The organism is Staphylococcus sp. GDB9P120P, from assembly GCF_017893435.1.
GTDB lineage: Bacteria > Bacillota > Bacilli > Staphylococcales > Staphylococcaceae > Staphylococcus > Staphylococcus cohnii.
On record NZ_JAESNB010000008.1, the window covers coordinates 395324 to 417009 of the forward strand.

Below are 21686 nucleotides of genomic sequence, written 5' to 3' on the forward strand. Positions count from 1 at the left end.
TGAAGATATATTTTCTTGGAAAATACATCAAAATAACGTAAGCTATTACAGTTAATGAAAATGCACAAAATTAATATATACAAAGGATGATTTTAATTGAAAAACATGTTTATTATACATGGTTATCAAGCCAGTACAAAAAGTCATTGGTTTCAATGGTTAGCCTCACAGATGAAACCATATGGTTACAATGTTGAAATTGTATATTTACCAAATTCCGATTATCCTGAACTCGATTCATGGTGTCAGGCTATTGATAATATCGTACAAAATAAATTGAATTCGGAAACAATTATCGTTGCGCATAGTTTAGGTGTCATTTCAATATTACATTATTTAACTTCTTTTAAGGCTAATTCAAAAATAAAAGGGCTTTTTCTAATTTCTGGTTTTAACGAAAAATTGTCTAACATACCTGAACTAAATCAATATATCAATAACACCTGTATTGACATTAATAAATTAAACGCGCGTCACATTGTTACAATTGGTGCTTCAAATGATCCAGTAGTAAATATAGACGCGACTGATAGATTATCAAATCAATTAAATGTCAAAACACATTACATTAATCATGATGGTCACTTTTTAGAAACTGAGGGGTATGACACCTTCAATTACTTAAAAGATAAGATAATGGAAATTTTATAATTATATTCAATTCCTTGAAATATAAAAAGCCCGTAAATGAATTTCCGAAAATTCATTTACGGGCTTTTTTATCAGTTATATTGAAACACTTAATTAAAAATTAATAACCTTCATCTAACTTCTGAATCTTTCCTTTTCGGTACATTGATTTAGCCCAATAACCAAAAGGAACATTAAATATAGTAGAAATTATTTTTAATAAATACGTTGTAATAAAGATTTCAAGTACCGCTTCATTTGGCATTGCGCCTAAAAAGGCAATAATAACAAATAATGCAGTATCCACGATATTACTTAAAATAGTACTACCATAAGCTCTTATAATAAATGTTTTATCAGAGCTGAACACTTTTTTGATTAATGAGAAAAGTAAAACATCTAAATGTTGTCCGATGATGTATGCTATAACAGAACCTAAAGCAATCCTTGGAACAATATTAAAAATAGATTCTAATGCTTTTTGTGTATTATCTACTGGGGAAGGTGTGAAATGAAGTGAAAATTGCATCACTATAATCATTACCAACGTTGAACAAAAACCTAGCCAAACTGCACGTTTAGCTATTTTGCGACCGTAGATATCATTTAAAATATCGGTTGCTAAATAGATTGATGCAAACATAACATTTCCCAGTGTTGCTGAAATAGTAAAAATATCGATTGTTTTAATAACTTGAATATTAGCTATAATTGTGCCAATAGCAATCCATGCAATCAAACCATGTTTACCAAACAAACGATACATAGTAACCAATAATATAAAAGTTACTAAAAAAGTAATAACACCAAATATTTCATTAAACAATTTTATTCCTCCTAAATTTTGATAATGCGGGTGTTTAGAAACCGCAAAATAAACAACTACATTATTTTACTAGAAAATTATAAAAAAGCAAGCTCAAATTGTAAATTATCAACAAATGTTTTCACCAATGCCCTATTTCAATTTAATGATTAAACAATCGTTGTTACAAATGATATAATGTCATCAAGTCTCAAATCTTATAATAAATTAGTTAATTGGGTACTTATAATTCATTTTTAGAAATACAGGAGCGTGAAGCGTATTCTAACCTATTCTGAAAAAGAGGCAATTGACGCCATAGACCAATTGATGAACACATATTGTAAAGCGTGTTTATTAAAACGTCATATTAAAAATACAAAAGGCAAAACACAAGCACATCATTTTTGTATAAATGAATGTTCAGTCGGAAAACAAATTAAACAAATCGGTAATGAACTACAATAAAAAGGAGCATACGATTATGGAAATATTAAATGTAGCAACGACACCAAATCCAAATACGATGAAAATTGATTTAAAATTAGATAGTGGTGATAACAAACCTAATACGTATACAAAAGTTAAAGAAGACCAACCAGCCTTCATCAACGCAGTATTAGAAGTTGATGGTGTCAAATCTATATTTCAAGCAATGAACTTTATATCAGTTGATAAAAATTCAGATGCAGATTGGGACACACTTTTACCAAATATAACAAAAGTATTAGAAGAAATATAAAAATAAGGAGGGTGCCTTTATGGAAATTGTACGTGTTGAGCCTACACCAAGTCCCAATACAATGAAAATTGTATTGAGTGAAAAAAGAGAGGATAACCAATCTAATACTTATTCATCAATTGCAGAAGGGCAGCCTGATTTTATCAATGATGTTTTAGAAATTGATGGCGTTAAATCTATATTTCATGTGATGGACTTTTTAGCTGTAGATAAAAAACCTAAGTTTGATTGGGAAGATGTTTTACCTAAAGTAACAGCAACATTAAATGACGAACACGAAGTAACTTCCGAAGCGCTACCAGATGAACATTTTGGTGAAATAAAAGCAGAAGTTTTAACGTTCAAAGGTATTCCTTATCAAATTAAACTAACGACAAGTACAGAAGAACAACGTAAACAATTACCTGAAATATATGTCGACAGTATGTTAGCTGCCCAGAAAGATGATGACAATGTTGTGTTTCAACGTAAGTGGGAAGATTTAGGCATACGTTATGGTGAGCTCTCAGAGGTAATGGAGGATGTCGTTGAAGAGATTACAGCTGTCTATCCCAAAGATCAATTGCAAAAACTTGTGGAAGAAGCCTTAGCCTCTGATATTACAATTCCTGAAACCAAATACAAACATGTAACCTTGGAAACATATCAATCAACTGAAAGTTGGAAAGAACGTTTAAGAATGCTAAAATCATTCCCAACACCTACAATTGAAGATTTACCGTTGCTCGGCGAAGTCGTGAGTGATGAACAGAAAACACCATTAAGACGTGAAGCTATCATACTTCTTGGAATGATTGAAGATGAAATAGTACTTCCTTATCTCTATAAAGGGTTAAACGATAAAAGTCCTGCAGTAAGAAGAACTGCTGGTGATTGTTTAAGTGATTTAGGTTTCAAACAAGCATTACCAGAAATGGAAAAAGCATTAGATGATCCTCACAAAATTGTCAGATGGAGAGCTGCTATGTTTATTTTTGATGAAGGTGGACCAGAACAATTAAAATCACTACGTGAACATGCTGATGATTCAGCATATGAAGTGAAACTTCAAATAGAGATGGCTATAACAAGAATTGAAAATGGTGATGAAGCATTAGGTTCCGTTTGGAAGCAAATTGCTAATCGAAATAATGTCTAAAGAAACTATCATTTAATAAAATAGGAGTGTTATAAATGAATGCTTATGAAGCATATATGAATGAACTTGCAACACAAATGAGAAGCGAACTAACTAATCATGAATTTAATAGTTTAGAAACTGCAGATGATGTCGATGACTTTATGAATAATGTATCTGAAGATGATACAACATTTGTCGTGATTAATTCAACTTGTGGTTGTGCTGCAGGATTGGCAAGACCCGCTGCAGTTACTGTTGCAGAACAAAATGAAAAAAAACCAACTCATAAAGTTACTGTATTTGCTGGTCAAGATAAAGAAGCAACTGAAGCAATGCGCGCTTTCATTCAACAAGCACCATCTAGTCCTTCGTATGCATTGTTTAAAGGAAAAGAATTAAAACATTTCATGCCAAGAGAGCATATAGAAGGCAGAGATATTCAAGACATTTGTATGGATATTAAAGACATATTTGATGATTATTGTGATTAATCAATTAAGACCAAGGCTGAGATATAAATAAATGTCTCAGCCTTAAATTGCTTTAATGCTAAACACATAATTTCTGACTTTATCATGCATTTCATTAATGAACATATTTTGTTGTTTTGACTGATATGGTTGACCATCCCATTAGTATAGGATTAACTATTTAAAAAGTTGATTTTACTTTTGATTGTTTATCACAATATTTAGAATAACAGATTTGTGTCACTAAGCCTTTCAAAACACAAGTCATTAATTGGATACATAAATATAATGCTCAAATTCCAATTTTATTTTTGGTTTTACTAGTAGTTATCTCTTTAAATTATTGGTATTTTAAAATATGATTAAATAAAAATAACTATGCTGTTGAAAGGAGTGTGTTCCACATGTTAAATAAATTTGATCAATCCTATCATGATCTTTGTAACGAAATATTAGACATAGGAAAACAAAAAGAAGACCGCACAAATACAGGTACGATTTCAAAGTTTGGCCATCAATTAAGATTTGATTTGTCAGAAGGTTTTCCATTGCTAACTACCAAAAAAGTATCTTTTAAATTGATTGCAACTGAATTACTATGGTTTATCAAAGGCGATACAAACATTAAATATTTACTCCAATATAATAATAATATATGGAATGAATGGGCGTTTGAAAATTATATTAAATCAGTTGATTATAAAGGACCAGATATGACAAATTTTGGTCATAGAGCACAAACGGATGAGGCATTTAATGAAAAATATAAAGAAGAAATGCGTAAATTTAAAGAGCAAATTTTAAACGATGAAGCTTTTGCAAACAAGTATGGTGATCTAGGTAATGTTTATGGCAAACAATGGCGCGATTGGGAAGATAAAAATGGCAATCACTTTGATCAGTTAAAAACTGTTATCGAACAAATTAAAAACAACCCAAATTCAAGACGTCATATTGTTTCAGCATGGAATCCAACTGAAATTGATACTATGGCATTACCACCTTGTCACACAATGTTTCAGTTTTATGTCCAAGATGGTAAATTAAGTTGCCAATTATACCAAAGAAGTGCAGATATCTTTTTGGGTGTACCATTTAACATAGCTAGTTACAGTTTACTGACACATTTAATCGCAAAAGAATGTGATTTAGAAGTAGGAGAATTTATACATACGTTTGGGGATGCTCATATTTATACGAATCATATAAACGCCATAGAAACACAGTTGTCTCGTACTAGCTATGCGCCACCACAACTTAAAATAAATTCAAATGACTCTATCTTCGACATTAATTATGAAGATTTAGAAATTGTTAATTATGAATCACACCCAGCAATTAAGGCACCAATAGCAGTATAAATAATAGAATATTTAATTTTAATGTTTATTTAATATATACTTTATGCTGAGAACGTTTTACTTACTGAAATCATACTACTATTAGGAGGGAAATTATGACACTTTCTATACTGGTTGCTCACGATCAGCAACGTGTTATTGGAGTTAATAATCAATTACCATGGCATTTACCAAATGATTTAAAGCATGTTAAAAAACTCTCAACTGGCAATACGCTTGTTATGGGACGTGCAACATTTGATTCTATAGGAAAACCTCTTCCTAATAGAAAAAATGTAGTACTAACAAGAAATAAATCATTTGCGCATGATGGTGTGGAAGTTATCCACTCAATTGACGAAATATTTAATTTATCCGGTCATGTTTTCATTTTTGGTGGTCAAACATTATTCGAAGCAATGATTGATAAAGTCGATGATATGTATATTACTGTTATTGAAGATAAATATAATGGAGATACATTCTTTCCACCTTATACATTTGAAGACTGGGAAGTGGAATCTTCTATTCCGGGTAAATTAGATGAAAAAAATACGATTCCCCATACATTTCTACATTTAGTGCGTAAAAAAACAACATAGGAGGAAATAATATGAAAATGAAAATTGTAACTGATTCAACATCAGATTTATCTCATACTTATTTACAAGATAATGATATACATGTCATCCCGCTTAATTTAACTATTGATGGCAAGTCATATGTAGATCAAGTAGACATTTCCTCTGAAGAATATATTGAAAAGTTGGAAGAAAATGCTGATGTAAAAACAAGTCAACCAGCGATTGGTAATTTTATTGAATTATATGATGAATTAGGCAAAGATGGTTCTGAAATCATTAGTATTCATATGACATCAGGACTTAGTGGTACGTATCAGACTGCGCTACAAGCAAGCCAAATGACAGATAGCAAAGTAACTGTTATAGATTCAAAATCTATTTCATTTGGATTAGGGTATCAAGTTCAACATGTAGTTGATTGGAATAATCAAGGGTTTTCATCAGAAGAAATTGTTTCAAAAATTACAGATTTACAGAGTAATATAAAATTATACGTCGTGATTGGTCAATTAAATCAATTAATCAAAGGCGGTAGAATCAGTAAAACTAAAGGATTAATAGGTAATATGATGAAAATCAAGCCAATTGGAACGCTTGATGATGGTAAAATTGAATTAATTCATAATTCCCGTACTCAAAATGGTAGTATTCAATTTCTAAAAAAAGAAATCAGCACTTTTTTAGGTGATAAAAAAATTAAATCAATAGGCATCGCGCATGCAAATATTTTAGAATTTGTGGATAAAATAAAAAAACATTTCACCGAAGAATTTAATGTCACTGAATATGATACAAATGTTACAACTCCTATAATATCTACACATACTGGAGAAGGTGCAATAGGTCTAGTTGTTTTAAAATCATAAACTAATTTATAATAAATTAAGGTTCGTTTTAATTATTCTTTCATTTGTTAAATTTTCAAAACAATTTAATAGCTTATCTCTGGAATTAATGATAACTTAATGACAAGATAATAAAAAAGGAGGTATACCATGGCATATGCGACATTAGCTGGAGGTTGTTTCTGGTGTTTGGTAAAACCATTCACATCTTATCCAGGCATTGAAAATGTTGTTTCTGGCTATAGTGGTGGACATGTTGAAAATCCTTCTTATGAAGATGTTAGCCGTGGACAAACCGGTCATGTAGAAGCAGTACAAATCACATATAACTCTGAAATCACTACCTTCGAAAACATTTTGGATGTTTATTTTAAGACATTTGATCCTACTGATAACGGTGGTCAATTTTTTGATAGAGGCGAACATTATCAACCAGCTATTTTTTATCATAATGAAGCGCAAAAAAAGGCCGCAGAAGCAAAAATTCAAGAATTAAATGAGCAGGCAATATTCAACAACCCTGTAATTACACCCATAAAACCATACAAAAACTTTTACCCTGCTGAATCATATCATCAAGATTATTATAAAAAGAATCCACTACATTATGAGCAATATCAGCGTGGTTCTGGCCGTAAAAGTTTTATAGAAAAACATTGGGGGAAACAATATGATTAAAAAAAATAAAAATGATTTAACTGAAATAGAATATTTGGTAACACAAGAAGATGGAACTGAACCTCCATTTCAAAATGAGTATTGGAATCATTTTGAAAAAGGGATTTATGTTGATAAAATTTCTGGTAAACCTTTATTTACCTCAGAAGAAAAATTTGAATCAGACTGTGGTTGGCCTAGTTTCTCAAAAGCTTTAGATGATGAAGAAATCATAGAGCTTGTTGACAAAACATTTGGTATGGTACGGACAGAAGTACGCTCTGAAGATGCAAACAGTCATTTAGGACATGTTTTCAATGATGGTCCAACTGATAGCGGTGGTTTAAGATATTGTATTAACTCAGCTGCTGTTCAATTCATACCATATGACAAACTAGAAGAATTAGGCTATGAAGATTTAATACCACATTTTGAAAAATAAGGAGCGAACAAGACATGTTTAAAAAATTATTTGGTAAAGGTAAAGAAGTCGACAAAGAAACAAGTGTATATGCACCTATTACAGGAGAATATGTAAAAATAGAAGATATTCCAGATCCAGTGTTTGCACAAAAAATGATGGGAGAGGGATTCGGAGTGAATCCAACTGACGGTGAAGTTGTTTCTCCAATCAATGGTAAAGTAGATAATATCTTCCCAACAAAACACGCTATTGGTTTACAAGCTGATAATGAACTTGAACTACTTGTTCATATTGGTTTAGATACAGTTCAACTTGATGGGGAAGGTTTCGAAGTATTAGTTGAAAGTGGCGATACTGTTAATGTTGGAGACCCATTATTACGTTTTGATTTAGATTATATTAAAGAAAATGCTAAATCAGTTATTTCTCCGATTATTGTTACAAACTCAGATAACACATCATCAATTGCAATTGCCGACGATGTAACTTCAGTAACTAAAGGTGAAACTAAAATTATAGATGTGACAATGAACTAATGAAAGATCATTCATTTTATCAATTTGCATTAACAGCACGTGGTCGAAAAGACGAAAAAGGCGAATTAGCAGAAGAAATTTTTGATGATTTGTCTTTTCCACGACAGGAAAAAGATTTTCATGCACTATCTGATTACATTGAAATGCAAGGAAGTTACACCGTTTCAATGTCTGTTTTTGATAGTTTATATGAAGAATATACTGAATGGTTAAAATTTTAGTCTTAGTTTATATTTGAGCGAATATAGTAAAGTATATTAAAATAATAGAGTATCATAGAGAGCTGGGATTAATCTTTAATGATTCAATCCCAGCTACTTTTATTTTCAAATCAATAAAATTTTGATTTGAAACATACATATATTTAGGAAGTGATAAAATGTCGGAAAGATCAGACATGGAAAATGAACACAACAAAGAAACCAAAACTGACGATGCAAATAACAAACAGCCCACTAAAAAATTAAGCTTTAAACGTAAAAATTTTATTTTAACAATCATAAGTATTGTGCTCATAACAGCAGTTTTAACGGTCTTTGCAACCATAGCAGTCATGCACTGGACAAGTGGACTGGATGGAAAGCAAAAAGCTGAAATGAAAAAAGTTGAAGATGTCTATCGTATTTTAAATAAAGAATATTATAAAAATACTGATTCAGAAAAAATATCTGAATCTGCAATTAAAGGGATGGTTAAAGATTTAGATGATCCATATTCAGAGTATATGACAAAAAAGGAGTCTAAATCGTTTAACGAAGATGTCTCAGGTGATTTTGTAGGTATCGGTGCAGAAATGCAAAAAAAAGGAGATAAAATCCAAATTACAAGCCCGATGAAAAACTCCCCTGCGGAAAAAGCTGGCATTCAACCTAAAGATGTAGTGACTAAGGTAAATGGTAAGTCTATTAAAGGACAACCACTTGAAGCTATTGTCAAAAAAGTGCGTGGAAAACAAGGAACAAAAGTCACATTAACAATTGAAAGAGCGAATCAAGCACACGAAATCACTATTAAAAGAGATAAAATACACGTTAAGAGTGTAGAATATGAAAAACATGGAAATACTGGTGTGTTTACAATTAATAAATTCCAAAGTAGTACATCAGGTGAGTTAAAATCTTTAATTATTAAAGCGCATAAAGATGGAATTAGAAAAATTGTTCTCGATTTACGTAATAATCCCGGTGGATTACTTGATGAAGCTGTGAAAATGGTGAATATTTTTATAGATAAAGATAAAACTGCAGTTCAACTTGAAAAAGGCGATCAAAAAGAACAAATAAAAACATCAAACGACGCTAACAAAGAAGCTAAAGATATGGATGTTTCAATTTTAGTAAACAAAGGTTCAGCCAGTGCATCTGAAGTATTCACAGGTGCAATGATGGATTATAATAAAGCCAAAGTTTACGGTTCAAAAACTTTTGGTAAAGGTATTGTACAAACAACGCATGAATTTGATGACGGTTCGTTATTAAAATTTACGAATATGAAATGGCTAACACCAAAATCCCATTATATTCACGGAAAAGGTATTACGCCTGATACAAAAATTAAAGAACCTGAATATCAATCATTAAATGTCATACCTAATACACAAACTTATCAATTGGGTGACGAAGACAAACATATAAAAACAATAAAAATAGGTCTATCTGCATTAAACTATGAGACTAATAATAAATCTAAAATCTTTGATAACGATTTAGAAGATGCTGTTAAATCATTCCAAAAAGATAATAATTTAACAGTTAATGGAAAGTTCGACAAACAAACCAATGATAAATTCACTCAAGCTTTAGTTAATAAAGCTAATAAAGAAGATACTGTATTAAAAACTTTATTAAATAAATTAAATTAAAGAGGTGAAATCCCCATGATAAGATTAGGTACTATAAAAGATTTACCAACTATTTTAACGATTGTAGAAGAAGCAAAATCAATAATGAAACAAGAAAATAACACACAATGGGATGAACAATATCCATTAAAATCACATTTTAAAGAAGATATTAGTAAAGACTCACTTTTTGTACTAGAAGAAAATGAGATAATTTATGCTTTTATAGTTGTCGACCAACAACAATCTGAATGGTATGATGAACTGGCATGGCCAATTGATAGAAAAAATGCATACGTTATTCATAGATTAGCAGCCTCATCAGAATATAAGGGTGCTGCAACAAAATTATTTGATTTTGCTGTTAACCTTGCGTTAAAAGATAATGTACATGTAATGTTAACTGACACTTTTGCATTAAATAAACGTGCTCAAGGATTATTCTAAAAATTTGGCTTTATCAAATTAGGTGAAGTAAATATTGATTATCCTCCTTTCGACAAAGGAGAACCATTCTATGCCTATTATAAAAAATTAGAAGAATAGAGGTAATAATATGACAAAAATCGCATTTACTGGTGGCGGTACTGTTGGACATGTATCTGTAAATCTCAGTTTAATTCCAACAGCTTTAGAGGAAGGACATGAAGCTTTTTATATTGGATCAAAAAATGGTATGGAACGAGAAATGATTGAATCTCAATTACCAGAGATTCCATACCATAAAATTTCAAGTGGCAAATTAAGACGATACATCTCTTTTGAAAATATCAAAGATATTTTTAAAGTTTTAAAAGGTATATTCGATTCAAGACGAATATTAAAAAAAGAACGTCCTGACCTATTATTTTCAAAAGGCGGTTTTGTATCTGTGCCAGTAGTTATTGCTGCTAAATCTTTGAAAATTCCAACAATCATACATGAGTCTGATTTAACACCAGGTTTAGCAAATAAAATTGCTTTAAAATTCGCTAAAAAGATTTATACAACTTTTGAAGATACATTGCAATATCTTCCTAGTGAAAAAGCAGATTTTGTAGGTGCTACAGTACGTGAAGATTTAAAAAGCGGTGATAAAAATAGAGGTTATCAATTAACAGAATTTAAAGATGATAAAAAAGTTTTATTAATCATGGGGGGAAGCCTTGGAAGTAAAAAGTTAAATGATATAATTAGAGATAATTTAGATGCATTATTAAAAAATTATCAAATCATTCACTTAACTGGCAAAGGTTTGCTAGATCAATCCTTAACGCATAAAGAAGGTTATGTTCAATTTGAATTTGTTAAAGACGATTTAACTGACTTATTAGCGATAACAGATACAGTTATTAGCCGTGCTGGTTCAAACGCTATATATGAGTTTTTAGCATTAAGAATTCCAATGCTCTTAATTCCTTTAGGTCTTGACCAATCTAGGGGAGATCAAATTGACAATGCGAAAAATTTTGAATCTAAAGGTTTTGGAAGAACGATTCCAGAAGACACTTTAACTGAACATAAACTTATCGATCAGTTAAAAGATATTGAAACACAACGTGAATCAATCATCACTCAAATGCAAACATACAAGGAAAGTTTTACACGCCAAGATTTATTTCATAAAATTGTTAATGATGCAAATAACTAATAATAGGGAGGATACGCAATGAGTCGTTGGAAAAGAATAAGTCTACTCATTATTTTTACATTAATTTTTGGCATTATTGCATCCTTCCATGAATCTAGATTAGGAAAATGGATAGACAATGAAGTTTACGAATTTATATATTCTTCTGAAAGCTTCATAACTACCACATTTTTCTTAGGAGTAACTAAAATCGGTGAAGTATGGGCAATGGTTTGTTTATCATTATTACTCATCGCCTATTTAATGCTGAAAAAGTTAAATATAGAGGCACTTTTCTTTGCTATAGCTATGAGTTTATCAAGTACTTTAAATCCATTATTAAAAAATATATTTGATAGAGAAAGACCTACATTATTACGACTTATAGATATCTCTGGTTTTAGTTTTCCAAGTGGACACGCAATGGGCTCAGCTGCTTTCTTTGGCAGTACCATTTACATTGCTAATCGTGTCTTAAAAGGGAAAACAAAAGGGATAATGATAGGTCTTTCAGCACTATTTATTATTTTAATTTCATCATCAAGAGTATATCTAGGAGTGCATTATCCTACAGATATCATTGCTGGTATTATTGGTGGTGCTTTTTGCGTCGTTTTATCAACATTGATATTAAGACACAAGTTAAAAATATAAATGATAATTACACCTTGAGAAGTTAAATCACAATAAAATAGAGAAAAAGGCAATTTCTATACAAAAATAGAAATTGCCTTTTTTAAATTCGTCTGAAATGATTTTATCTCAAACTTAATTTAATTGTGTCAAAAATTATTATAAAAACCGATTTCACACTGCAAAACCGGTTTTTATATATACGTTGTTTTACAACGTTAGTCTTTTACGGGCATATAAAAGGGGATATTTACGAAAATGATCATTCCTACTAAAACAAATATGTGTGGGGGGAATGTCTATGTAGTATTGATAATCATTTTCAATTACATTATACAATACTGAGAATAATTGTCAATTAGATTTCGAAAATTTTTCTAATCTTTTATTTCAACATTATTACACTTAATTATCTTCACTATCTTATTGTATTTTTAATACCCTGTTACTTTCTATAAACTGTTATTTCATATATTATATATTTTGAGGTGTAAGCAATGACAAAAATTTTAATTGTTGAAGATGAACAAAATCTTGCTCGTTTCATCGAACTAGAATTAGAACACGAAAATTATGTAGTAGATATTGAATATGATGGCAAACCTGGGTTAGAGAAAGCTTTAACCAATGATTACGATTTAATTTTGTTAGACTTGATGTTACCAAATATTAATGGTTTAGAAATTTGTAGACAAGTAAGACAAAATAAAGCCACTCCTATAATTATTATCACAGCTAAAAGTGACACTTATGATAAAGTAGCAGGATTAGATTATGGTGCAGATGATTATATAGTAAAACCATTTGATATTGAAGAATTATTAGCAAGAATTAGAGCAATGTTACGTAGACAGCCACAAAAAAACATCATAGACATGCAAGGCATTATTATAGATAGAGATGGCTTTAAAGTCACTGTAGATGGTAATACTTTAGATTTGACGAAAACAGAATATGATTTATTGACCTTATTAGCTGAAAATCGTAATCATGTATTACAGCGAGAGCAAATTATCGCAGATGTGTGGGGCTATGATTCAGAAGTTGAAACAAATGTTGTTGATGTATATATACGTTATTTAAGAAATAAGCTTAAACCATATGGCAAAGATAAAATTATCGAAACTGTACGTGGTGTGGGATACGTGGTTAGAAAATGAAACAGCGTAAATTAAAAACTAAGTGGATGATTATCACAACAACCATTACATTTTCAACAATTTTTATCTTCAGTTTAATTATTATATTCTTTCTAAGTAATGCATTACGTCACAATGAACTTAGCGAAGCAGAAAGAAGTTCATCGGATATCATTCAACTATTTGAAACTAAACAATTGAATGATATTACGCCATTAGATTTAAATGCATCGTTAGGTAATTTTCAAAAAGTGATTCTTTTTGATAAAAAAGGTGAAAAACAAATAGAAACTTCAAATGATAACGATATCGTTTTTTCACCCAATTTTAAACCTAAAGAAATCAATACTGCTTTGATAAAAAATTATCATAACAACGATTATTTAATTATTACAAATCGAATTAATACGCAGCACTTCAAAGGATATAGTGTAATCATTCATTCTTTAGAAAATTATAATGCACTTGTTAATTCACTATATTTTATTGCACTCATATTTGGGGTTATTGCTACTTTTATCACTGCAATGGTAAGTTACTTCTTCTCTGCACAAATTACAAAACCATTAATCTTAATGTCTAATAAAATGCAGCAAATTCGTCGTGATGGTTTCCAAGAAAAAGTTGATCTAGTTACAAATTATGAAGAAACAGATAATTTAATCGTTACCTTTAATGAAATGATGTTTCAATTGGAAGAGTCGTTTAATCAACAGCGACAATTTGTTGAAGATGCTTCTCATGAGCTACGTACACCATTACAAATTATTCAGGGACACTTGAATTTGATACAGCGTTGGGGCAAAAAAGATGCAGCAATTCTTGAAGAATCTCTCGATATATCTTTAGAAGAGATGACTAGAATTACAAAATTAGTTGAAGAATTATTATTATTAACAAAAGATAATAACAACAGTAAAGAAAATGAAACAGAAAGCGTAGAAATTAATCAAGAGATAACTTCTAGAATTAAATCTTTAAAACAGCTACATCAAGATTATATTTTTGAATTTGAACCGTATCATAAACCACTTAATATAAAAATAGATCGTTATCAATTCGAACAAGTATTAGTTATCTTTATTGATAACGCTATGAAATATGATCAAGTTAATAAATATATTCAAATTCAGACAAACCTGCGAAACAAACAAATATCAATAGAAATCACTGACCATGGTGTTGGTATTCCAAAAGAAGATATAGATTTTATTTTCGATAGATTCTATAGAGTAGATAAATCTCGTTCCAGAAAATTAGGAGGAAACGGTTTAGGTTTATCGATAGCTAAAAAAATCATTGAATTAAATCATGGTACGATTCATGTAGAAAGTGAAGTAGGAAAATACACGACATTTAAAATCACATTTTGATTTTTAACCGGTTACTATTTCGACAGAAAATATGTTACGCTATAAAATGAAAATATAATTAGCAGAGCCAAATAAAATCAGGTTCTGCTTTTTTCATATAACTAGTTATTGACACTTTAATTTGGTTATATTTAATGCTATTATTGATTTGTAAGCGTTTTAACTATTTTGTGGAGGGTGTAATATGAGCAACGAAAGTCAGGTTACCCAGGCACCTGTAAATTTCGGGGCAAATCTTGGATACATTTTAGATTTATATGATTTGTATTTGAATGATCCGGCTTCAGTCCCTGAAGATTTACAAGTCCTATTTAGTACAATCAAAAACGGTGAAGCAAACATCGCAACAAATACAGCTGAAGGTCAACAAAATGCGACTAAAGCTGATAGCACGATTAAACGTGTTATGCGTCTCATAGATAACATACGTCAATATGGGCATTTATTGGCAGATATTTATCCAGTTAACAAACCTGTAAGAGAAAATCTTCCAAAATTAAATATTGAAGATTTTAATTTGGATAGAGAAACATTAGAATCAATTTCAGCAGGTATCGTATCTGAACACTTTAAAGATATTTACGATAATGCTTATGAAGCTATTGTTCGTATGGAAAAACGTTATAAAGGTCCTATTGCATTTGAATATACACATATCAATAACAATAGGGAACGTGTATGGTTAAAACGTAGAATAGAAACACCATACAAAGCGACATTAAACGATAATCAAAAGATTGAATTATTTAAAAACTTAGCACATGTAGAAGGCTTCGAAAAATATTTACACAAAAATTTTGTGGGCGCAAAACGTTTCTCCATAGAAGGTGTAGACACACTAGTTCCAATGTTACAACAGACATTAAGACTTGCTAGTGATGAAGGCATTCAAAACATACAAATTGGTATGGCCCACCGTGGTAGATTAAATGTACTCACACATGTGTTAGAAAAACCATATCAAATGATGATTTCAGAATTCATGCATACTGATCCAATGAAGTTCCTACCGAAAGATGGCAGTTTAGAATTAACTTCTGGTTGGTCAGGAGATGTGAAATACCATCTCGGTGGTGTCAAAACTACAAATTCATATGGTAGTGAGCAACGTATTTCTCTTGCTAATAACCCAAGTCACCTTGAAATAGTTGCACCAGTTGTTTTAGGTAAAACACGTGCAAATCAAGATGATACTGATAAATCTGGAGCTGTTCACACTGATTTCCATAAATCTATGCCAATATTAATTCATGGTGATGCTGCATACCCAGGTCAAGGTATTAACTTCGAAGCAATGAATTTGGAAAATTTGGATGGCTATTCAACAGGCGGTACACTTCATATCATCACTAATAATAGAATTGGCTTTACAACAGAGCCAGAAGATGGACGTTCCACAACGTATTCATCTGATGTTGCAAAGGGTTATGATGTCCCTATCATGCACGTTAATGCGGATAATGTTGAAGCAACAATTGAGGCAATCGAAATCGCTATGGCATTTAGGAAAGAATTCCATAAAGATGTTGTCATTGATTTGGTTGGATATCGTCGATATGGCCACAATGAGATGGATGAACCATCCATTACCAATCCGTTACCATACCACAATATTCGAAAACATGACCCTGTTGATGTACTTTATGGTCATCAATTAGTTCAAGATAATATTATTTCTGAAGATCAAATGAATCAAATCTTTGATGATGTTCAAAAAGAACTTCGTGCCGCTCATGATGAAATAGATAAAAACGACAAGATGGATAATCCTGATATGCAAAAACCAGATAGTCTTGCAGAACCACTCCAAAGTGTCGATGTGGATGTAAGTTATGAACAACTTAAAGAAATTAATGATGCAATGCTATCATATCCATCTAACTTTAATGTTCTTAAAAAATTAAATAAAGTCTTAGAGAAAAGAAGAGAACCTTTTGAGAGCGAAGAAGGATTAGTTGATTGGGCTCAAGCAGAACAATTAGCCTTCGCAACAATCACTCAAAAAGGTACACCTATTCGCTTAACTGGACAAGATAGTGAACGTGGTACATTCAGTCACCGTCACGCCGTACTTCACGACCCTGATTCAGGTGAAGAATATATCCCACTACACAATGTCCCAGGACAAAAAGCAACTTTTGAAGTGCGTAATTCGCCACTATCAGAAGCAGCGGTTGTTGGTTTTGAATATGGTTATAATGTGCAAAATAAAGATTGTATGACAATCTGGGAAGCACAATATGGAGATTTTTCTAATATGGCTCAAATGATATTCGACAACTTCTTATTTAGTGCTAGAGCCAAGTGGGGCGAACGTTCAGGTTTAACACTATTCTTACCTCATTCATTTGAAGGTCAAGGCCCTGAACATTCATCGGCACGTCTAGAAAGATTTTTACAATTAGCTGGAGAAAATAACGCTACAGTAGTAAACTTATCAAGCTCAAGCAACTACTTCCATTTACTGAGAGCTCAAGCTGCTAGCTTAGGTACACAATCAATGAGACCACTAGTGGTAATGTCTCCTAAGAGTCTCTTACGTAATAAAACGGTTGCTGATCCAATTGATAAATTTACATCTGGAAAATTCGAACCAATTTTACCAGAAGAACATGATAAGGATGCTGTTAAAAAAGTTATTCTAGCTTCAGGTAAAATGTTTATTGATTTAAAAGAATATTTAGCAAAAAATCGAAACAATTCAATTTTATTAGTTGCCGTGGAAAGATTGTATCCATTCCCAGCTGAAGAAATTGAAACGTTACTAAATGAATTACCTAATTTAGAAAATGTAGCTTGGGTACAAGAAGAACCTAAGAACCAAGGCGCTTGGTCATTTGTTTATCCATATCTAAAAGAATTAACAACTGATAAATACGATTTAAGTTATCATGGCCGTATTCAACGTTCAGCTCCTGCTGAAGGTGATGGAGAAATACACAAACTTGTTCAAAATATGATAATCGAACAAAGCACAAAATTTAACTAGGGGGAAGTTAAGCATGCCAGAGGTAAAAGTTCCAGAATTAGCAGAATCCATTACAGAAGGTACCATTGCAGAATGGTTAAAACAAGTCGGTGATAGTGTAGATAAAGGTGAAGCTATCCTTGAATTAGAAACAGACAAAGTAAACGTCGAAGTTGTTTCTGAAGAAGCTGGCGTATTGCAAGAATTACTTGCAAATGAAGGTGATACTGTAGAAGTTGGTCAATCTATCGCTGTTGTAGGCGAAGGAAGTGGCAATAATAATTCAGAAGCACCAAAACAAGATAATTCTGAATCACAAGCATCTGCTAGTAAGGAAGAATCAGAGCAACCAAAAACAGAATCAGAATCTCAAAAGGATAATGATAGCACTACTGACGATTCACAAGATAAAGGACAACGTGTTAATGCGACACCATCTGCACGTAAATATGCTCGTGAAAAAGGCATTGACTTATCAGAAGTAGCAACACAATCAAATGACGTTGTTAGAAAAGAACATGTCGATCAAACACAAAATAATAAAAATGAACAAGCTGCACAATCATCAACAAAAGAAGAACCTAAAAAACAAGCAGCTCAACAAAACCCAACAAAACCAGTTATCAGAGAAAAGATGTCTCGCCGTAAGAAAACAGCTTCTAAAAAATTATTAGAAGTATCTAATAATACAGCAATGCTAACGACATTTAATGAAGTAGACATGACAAATGTGATGAACTTACGTAAACGTAAAAAAGAACAGTTCATTAAAGATCATGATGGCACAAAACTTGGATTTATGTCATTCTTTACAAAAGCATCAGTAGCAGCTTTGAAAAAATACCCTGAAGTAAACGCTGAAATTGATGGTGAAGACATGATTACTAAACAATTCTATGATATCGGTGTTGCAGTATCTACAGATGATGGTTTACTAGTACCATTTGTAAGAGATTGTGATAAGAAAAACTTTGCCGAAATTGAAGATGAAATTGCTAATTTAGCTATCAAAGCACGTGATAAAAAATTAGGTTTAGATGACATGGTAAATGGTTCGTTTACTATTACAAATGGCGGCATCTTTGGTTCAATGATGTCTACACCAATTATTAATGGTAGCCAAGCTGCGATTCTAGGTATGCATTCTATTATTACACGTCCAATTGCTATCGATGCAGATACAATTGAAAACCGTCCGATGATGTATATTGCATTAAGTTATGATCACAGAATCATCGATGGTAAAGAAGCAGTAGGTTTCTTAAAAACTATTAAAGAATTAATTGAAAATCCTGAAGATTTACTATTAGAATCTTAATCCACAACACAAAATAGTTTAATAACCCTAATACAACGGCGTTTAGCGTCGTTGTATTTTTATGTGTTTATTTCATTTTTTGATAACAATCAAATGCGCGCTCTAGTATTATTTTACTGTTGAAAGTCATTGTAATATTTGAATATAAAACAAAAGCACCCAAATAATTTAGGTGCTTTCAGACTGTCGGCAAAGTCTCCAACTTTGTTGGCAGTTTCTTTTATGCACGCTTCCGCGGACACTGCCTTAGCCTATAGTCTTCGTCATATGCCCCTAATTCATTAATCAAGTTTCGACCCATGTTACCAGTTACATGTGTGTATATCTTTAATGCATATTGCTATCAGAATGACCCACACGCTCTTGAATAGCTTTTAAGGGAATTGGCATGCTGTGCTAAGATAGATATCTTTAAACTGTAACGCTAATACTTTATCAATACGTATACAAGTTTTATTTTGTTACGAAAAATAAGTAGAATACAACAGTTATGAAATAAAAGTAAACGATTAAAGAATAATAAACCGTTTACAATATAAAATGATATACTATATTTGAAATAAATAATTTAGTAGAGGAGATGGAATGATTTGAAAAAAATATTATTCGCAACTTTGGCTACGGGCGCTTTAATACTTGGATATGCAACTGTTCCATATGCAGACGCAAAAGAAGCAGAAAATCAGTCACAAGGCGGTCAGTCTACAAATTCTAAGGTTCAATATTTTTCAAACCAAGATTTGTTTGACCAATTAGAAAAAGATGGTTATGATATTAACGACATATATACAAAAGAAGAAATTAAACAGTATAAAGCTGAAGACCAATTACGCGCTGGAAAAACGACTTTTGTTGACCATGGCAACGGTAAAGCTACACTATACTTATCATCAGCATATACTAAAGCTATAGCGTGGTCAGGTGCAGCTGCAACCGGTGCAATATCAGGATTAATAGGTGGTCCTTTAGGTGGTTCTATTGGTAGTTTCCTTGGAGCTATGGCTGGTTCAGCTTTAGATACAAATAAAGGAGTTTATATAAATATGGAAACTGTAAAAGATGCTGCCGGTAATTATGTGTTTAAAGGTACTAATTGGGGATATCAATAAAAAGAGGTGGTTTTATGACACTTAAAAATTCATTGAGATTCGGTATCATAATGGCATTAGTTATGTGTACAATGTTTTATATTTTTCCAATGCCTGAAACAATAGTGTGGAAAATACTATTTTGCCTAATAATAGTTGGTGTTGGTTTATTACTATCGTATTTTATTTTAGGAAAAGAGAATATGAAAAAAAAGTAGCACATTGATTGTGTTGAAATTTACCACGTTATTAATTAAAATAACGTGGTTTTATTATTAATAAATGTATTGTATGGATGTAGACAAGTACAAAAGTGTTCACATCTAAACGCAGATTTTCGTTATGACTAAATCCAGACATTATTTCTTTGCCCCAAATTTGTCTCATAGAATTCACTAATCATGGAAATTCATAACAACATTTCACTATATATAACATTATAATATATATTCTATCTAAATCCTGAAGATTTACTATTAGAATCTTAATCCACAACACAAAATAGTTTAATAACCCTAATACAACGGCGTTTAGCGTCGTTGTATTTTTATGTGTTTATTTCATTTTTTGATAACAATCAAATGCGCGCTCTAGTATTATTTTACTGTTGAAAGTCATTGTAATATTTGAATATAAAACAAAAGCACCCAAATAATTTAGGTGCTTTCAGACTGTCGGCAAAGTCTCCAACTTTGTTGGCAGTTTCTTTTATGCACGCTTCCGCGGACACTGCCTTAGCCTATAGTCTTCGGCTAGTGCTATTCCCGCAGGAGTCGTCATAAATCAATCGATAAAAGAGAGCAATATAAAATGATTTCTTTCTCTGAATCAGTCCTTAATATTGCCTCATTTAATATATCAAATTAAGCATACCCATATCATCAAACATGAAAAAACTGTAAAAACAGTCATTTCAATCAATTTATGTTATTACTTATTAATAATGAATAGTCATATGTAATCGTACAGCTACGTTGTGCTGATTTAAGTATTGATGGAACATATTTCCATTAAATTTAATAGCTTCATTTTTATGAATAACAAAGGTTTCCCCGTCTAATATAAGTGTTAAGGTACCTTCATAGACTGTGATATATTCCATTGTATTTGATCCATGGGGTGATCCATTCATTTCACCTTCACCTTCAATAATAACCATATAGCTTTCAAATTTCTTTTCAATATCAAACTTAAATAGAGGAAATACTTTGTATTTATTATCATCTGAGATTAAAGGTTGTATTTCATTTAAACTTATTTTCTGTATAACATTACCATTTTCTTGTGTTAATTCTGTAAAAGATATTTTTAAACCATTTGCTATCTTCCATAATGTAGTGATAGATGGAATGGATATCTTACGTTCTATTTGTCCCAACATTGTTTTACTTACACCAGTGGCTTCTGATAATTGTTCTAACGAATATCCATTTTGTTTTCTATATAATTTTAAATTTTCAGCAATAATATCATTTATTTCTCTCATCAATTTTAACACCTCTATTTACAATATAACGTACAAAGCATATAATTTGAAGACCGAACACTATAACGTAAATTCGGAC

Annotated in this window: 22 protein-coding genes and 1 pseudogene; 21 read left to right on the plus strand and 2 right to left on the minus strand. The window is 31.3% G+C overall.

Annotated features, from left to right (window positions below):
* The first annotated feature begins 105 nt into the window (after positions 1-105).
* Positions 106-651: an RBBP9/YdeN family alpha/beta hydrolase gene (locus KA856_RS07135; RefSeq protein ID WP_233422667.1), complete on the plus strand. Its 546-nt coding sequence runs from the start codon at positions 106-108 to the stop codon at positions 649-651.
* A gap of 100 nt (positions 652-751) precedes the next feature.
* On the opposite strand, the gene KA856_RS07140 is transcribed toward KA856_RS07135, so the two are convergent.
* Positions 752-1456, minus strand: a complete 705-nt coding sequence (locus tag KA856_RS07140; protein ID WP_107523727.1) for a queuosine precursor transporter — start codon at positions 1454-1456, stop codon at positions 752-754.
* 252 nt (positions 1457-1708) lie between these two features.
* On the opposite strand from KA856_RS07140, the gene KA856_RS07145 reads away from it, so the two are divergent.
* The 20 genes and pseudogenes from KA856_RS07145 (at position 1709) to KA856_RS07240 (ending at position 20142) form a co-directional block, all read left to right on the plus strand.
* Positions 1709-1903 carry a zinc-finger domain-containing protein gene (locus tag KA856_RS07145; RefSeq protein WP_107385230.1) on the plus strand — a complete coding sequence of 65 codons (195 nt, stop codon included), beginning with the start codon at positions 1709-1711 and terminating at the stop codon, positions 1901-1903.
* 16 nt (positions 1904-1919) lie between these two features.
* Positions 1920-2177, plus strand: a complete 258-nt coding sequence (locus tag KA856_RS07150; RefSeq protein WP_107385231.1) for a NifU N-terminal domain-containing protein — start codon at positions 1920-1922, stop codon at positions 2175-2177.
* Between the two features lie 19 nt (positions 2178-2196).
* A complete protein-coding gene (locus tag KA856_RS07155) occupies positions 2197-3315 on the plus strand; it encodes a conserved virulence factor C family protein (protein ID WP_107523726.1) in 1119 nt (372 codons plus the stop codon).
* A gap of 35 nt (positions 3316-3350) precedes the next feature.
* The gene (brxA, locus tag KA856_RS07160; protein WP_107505137.1) at positions 3351-3788 is read left to right on the plus strand and encodes a bacilliredoxin BrxA; all 438 of its coding nucleotides are present in this window, start codon (positions 3351-3353) and stop codon (positions 3786-3788) included.
* Positions 3789-4171: 383 nt separating this feature from the next.
* On the plus strand, positions 4172-5128 hold the full coding sequence (locus tag KA856_RS07165) for a thymidylate synthase (protein WP_119535947.1): 957 nt from the start codon (positions 4172-4174) through the stop codon (positions 5126-5128).
* Positions 5129-5223: 95 nt separating this feature from the next.
* A complete protein-coding gene (locus KA856_RS07170; RefSeq protein WP_107505135.1) occupies positions 5224-5709 on the plus strand; it encodes a dihydrofolate reductase in 486 nt (161 codons plus the stop codon).
* Between the two features lie 11 nt (positions 5710-5720).
* Complete coding sequence (locus KA856_RS07175) at positions 5721-6557, plus strand: DegV family protein (RefSeq protein ID WP_107386621.1); 837 nt, start codon at positions 5721-5723, stop codon at positions 6555-6557.
* A gap of 129 nt (positions 6558-6686) precedes the next feature.
* Complete coding sequence (gene msrA, locus KA856_RS07180) at positions 6687-7214, plus strand: peptide-methionine (S)-S-oxide reductase MsrA (RefSeq protein ID WP_107385363.1); 528 nt, start codon at positions 6687-6689, stop codon at positions 7212-7214.
* Positions 7207-7635, plus strand: a complete 429-nt coding sequence (gene msrB / locus KA856_RS07185; RefSeq protein ID WP_107523667.1) for a peptide-methionine (R)-S-oxide reductase MsrB — start codon at positions 7207-7209, stop codon at positions 7633-7635. The genes msrA and msrB overlap by 8 nt, the downstream gene beginning before the upstream one ends.
* 14 nt (positions 7636-7649) lie before the next feature.
* A complete protein-coding gene (locus KA856_RS07190) occupies positions 7650-8153 on the plus strand; it encodes a PTS sugar transporter subunit IIA (RefSeq protein WP_071560120.1) in 504 nt (167 codons plus the stop codon).
* A complete protein-coding gene (locus KA856_RS07195) occupies positions 8153-8374 on the plus strand; it encodes a YozE family protein (RefSeq protein WP_019468959.1) in 222 nt (73 codons plus the stop codon). Before KA856_RS07190 ends, KA856_RS07195 begins: the two co-directional genes overlap by 1 nt.
* Before the next feature lie 158 nt (positions 8375-8532).
* The gene (locus KA856_RS07200) at positions 8533-10014 is read left to right on the plus strand and encodes a S41 family peptidase (RefSeq protein WP_119537729.1); all 1482 of its coding nucleotides are present in this window, start codon (positions 8533-8535) and stop codon (positions 10012-10014) included.
* Positions 10015-10029: 15 nt separating this feature from the next.
* A pseudogene (locus tag KA856_RS07205) lies at positions 10030-10539 on the plus strand (N-acetyltransferase family protein).
* A 10-nt stretch (positions 10540-10549) separates the two neighbouring features.
* A complete protein-coding gene (locus KA856_RS07210; RefSeq protein WP_107523540.1) occupies positions 10550-11623 on the plus strand; it encodes an undecaprenyldiphospho-muramoylpentapeptide beta-N-acetylglucosaminyltransferase in 1074 nt (357 codons plus the stop codon).
* A gap of 18 nt (positions 11624-11641) precedes the next feature.
* Entirely contained in the window at positions 11642-12256 is a 615-nt protein-coding gene (locus KA856_RS07215) for a phosphatase PAP2 family protein (protein ID WP_019468963.1), read from the plus strand.
* A 476-nt stretch (positions 12257-12732) separates the two neighbouring features.
* Positions 12733-13395, plus strand: a complete 663-nt coding sequence (locus KA856_RS07220) for a response regulator transcription factor (RefSeq protein ID WP_210138583.1) — start codon at positions 12733-12735, stop codon at positions 13393-13395.
* On the plus strand, positions 13392-14747 hold the full coding sequence (locus KA856_RS07225; protein WP_107523542.1) for a HAMP domain-containing sensor histidine kinase: 1356 nt from the start codon (positions 13392-13394) through the stop codon (positions 14745-14747). The genes KA856_RS07220 and KA856_RS07225 overlap by 4 nt, the downstream gene beginning before the upstream one ends.
* A gap of 184 nt (positions 14748-14931) precedes the next feature.
* Complete coding sequence (locus KA856_RS07230) at positions 14932-17736, plus strand: 2-oxoglutarate dehydrogenase E1 component (RefSeq protein ID WP_210138584.1); 2805 nt, start codon at positions 14932-14934, stop codon at positions 17734-17736.
* Positions 17737-17749: 13 nt separating this feature from the next.
* The gene (gene sucB / locus KA856_RS07235; RefSeq protein ID WP_107523544.1) at positions 17750-19033 is read left to right on the plus strand and encodes a dihydrolipoyllysine-residue succinyltransferase; all 1284 of its coding nucleotides are present in this window, start codon (positions 17750-17752) and stop codon (positions 19031-19033) included.
* 590 nt (positions 19034-19623) lie between these two features.
* A complete protein-coding gene (locus KA856_RS07240) occupies positions 19624-20142 on the plus strand; it encodes a hypothetical protein (RefSeq protein WP_245336599.1) in 519 nt (172 codons plus the stop codon).
* Between the two features lie 916 nt (positions 20143-21058).
* On the opposite strand, the gene KA856_RS07245 is transcribed toward KA856_RS07240, so the two are convergent.
* The gene (locus KA856_RS07245; RefSeq protein ID WP_107385799.1) at positions 21059-21607 is read right to left on the minus strand and encodes a helix-turn-helix domain-containing protein; all 549 of its coding nucleotides are present in this window, start codon (positions 21605-21607) and stop codon (positions 21059-21061) included.
* Between the last annotated feature and the right edge of the window lie 79 nt (positions 21608-21686).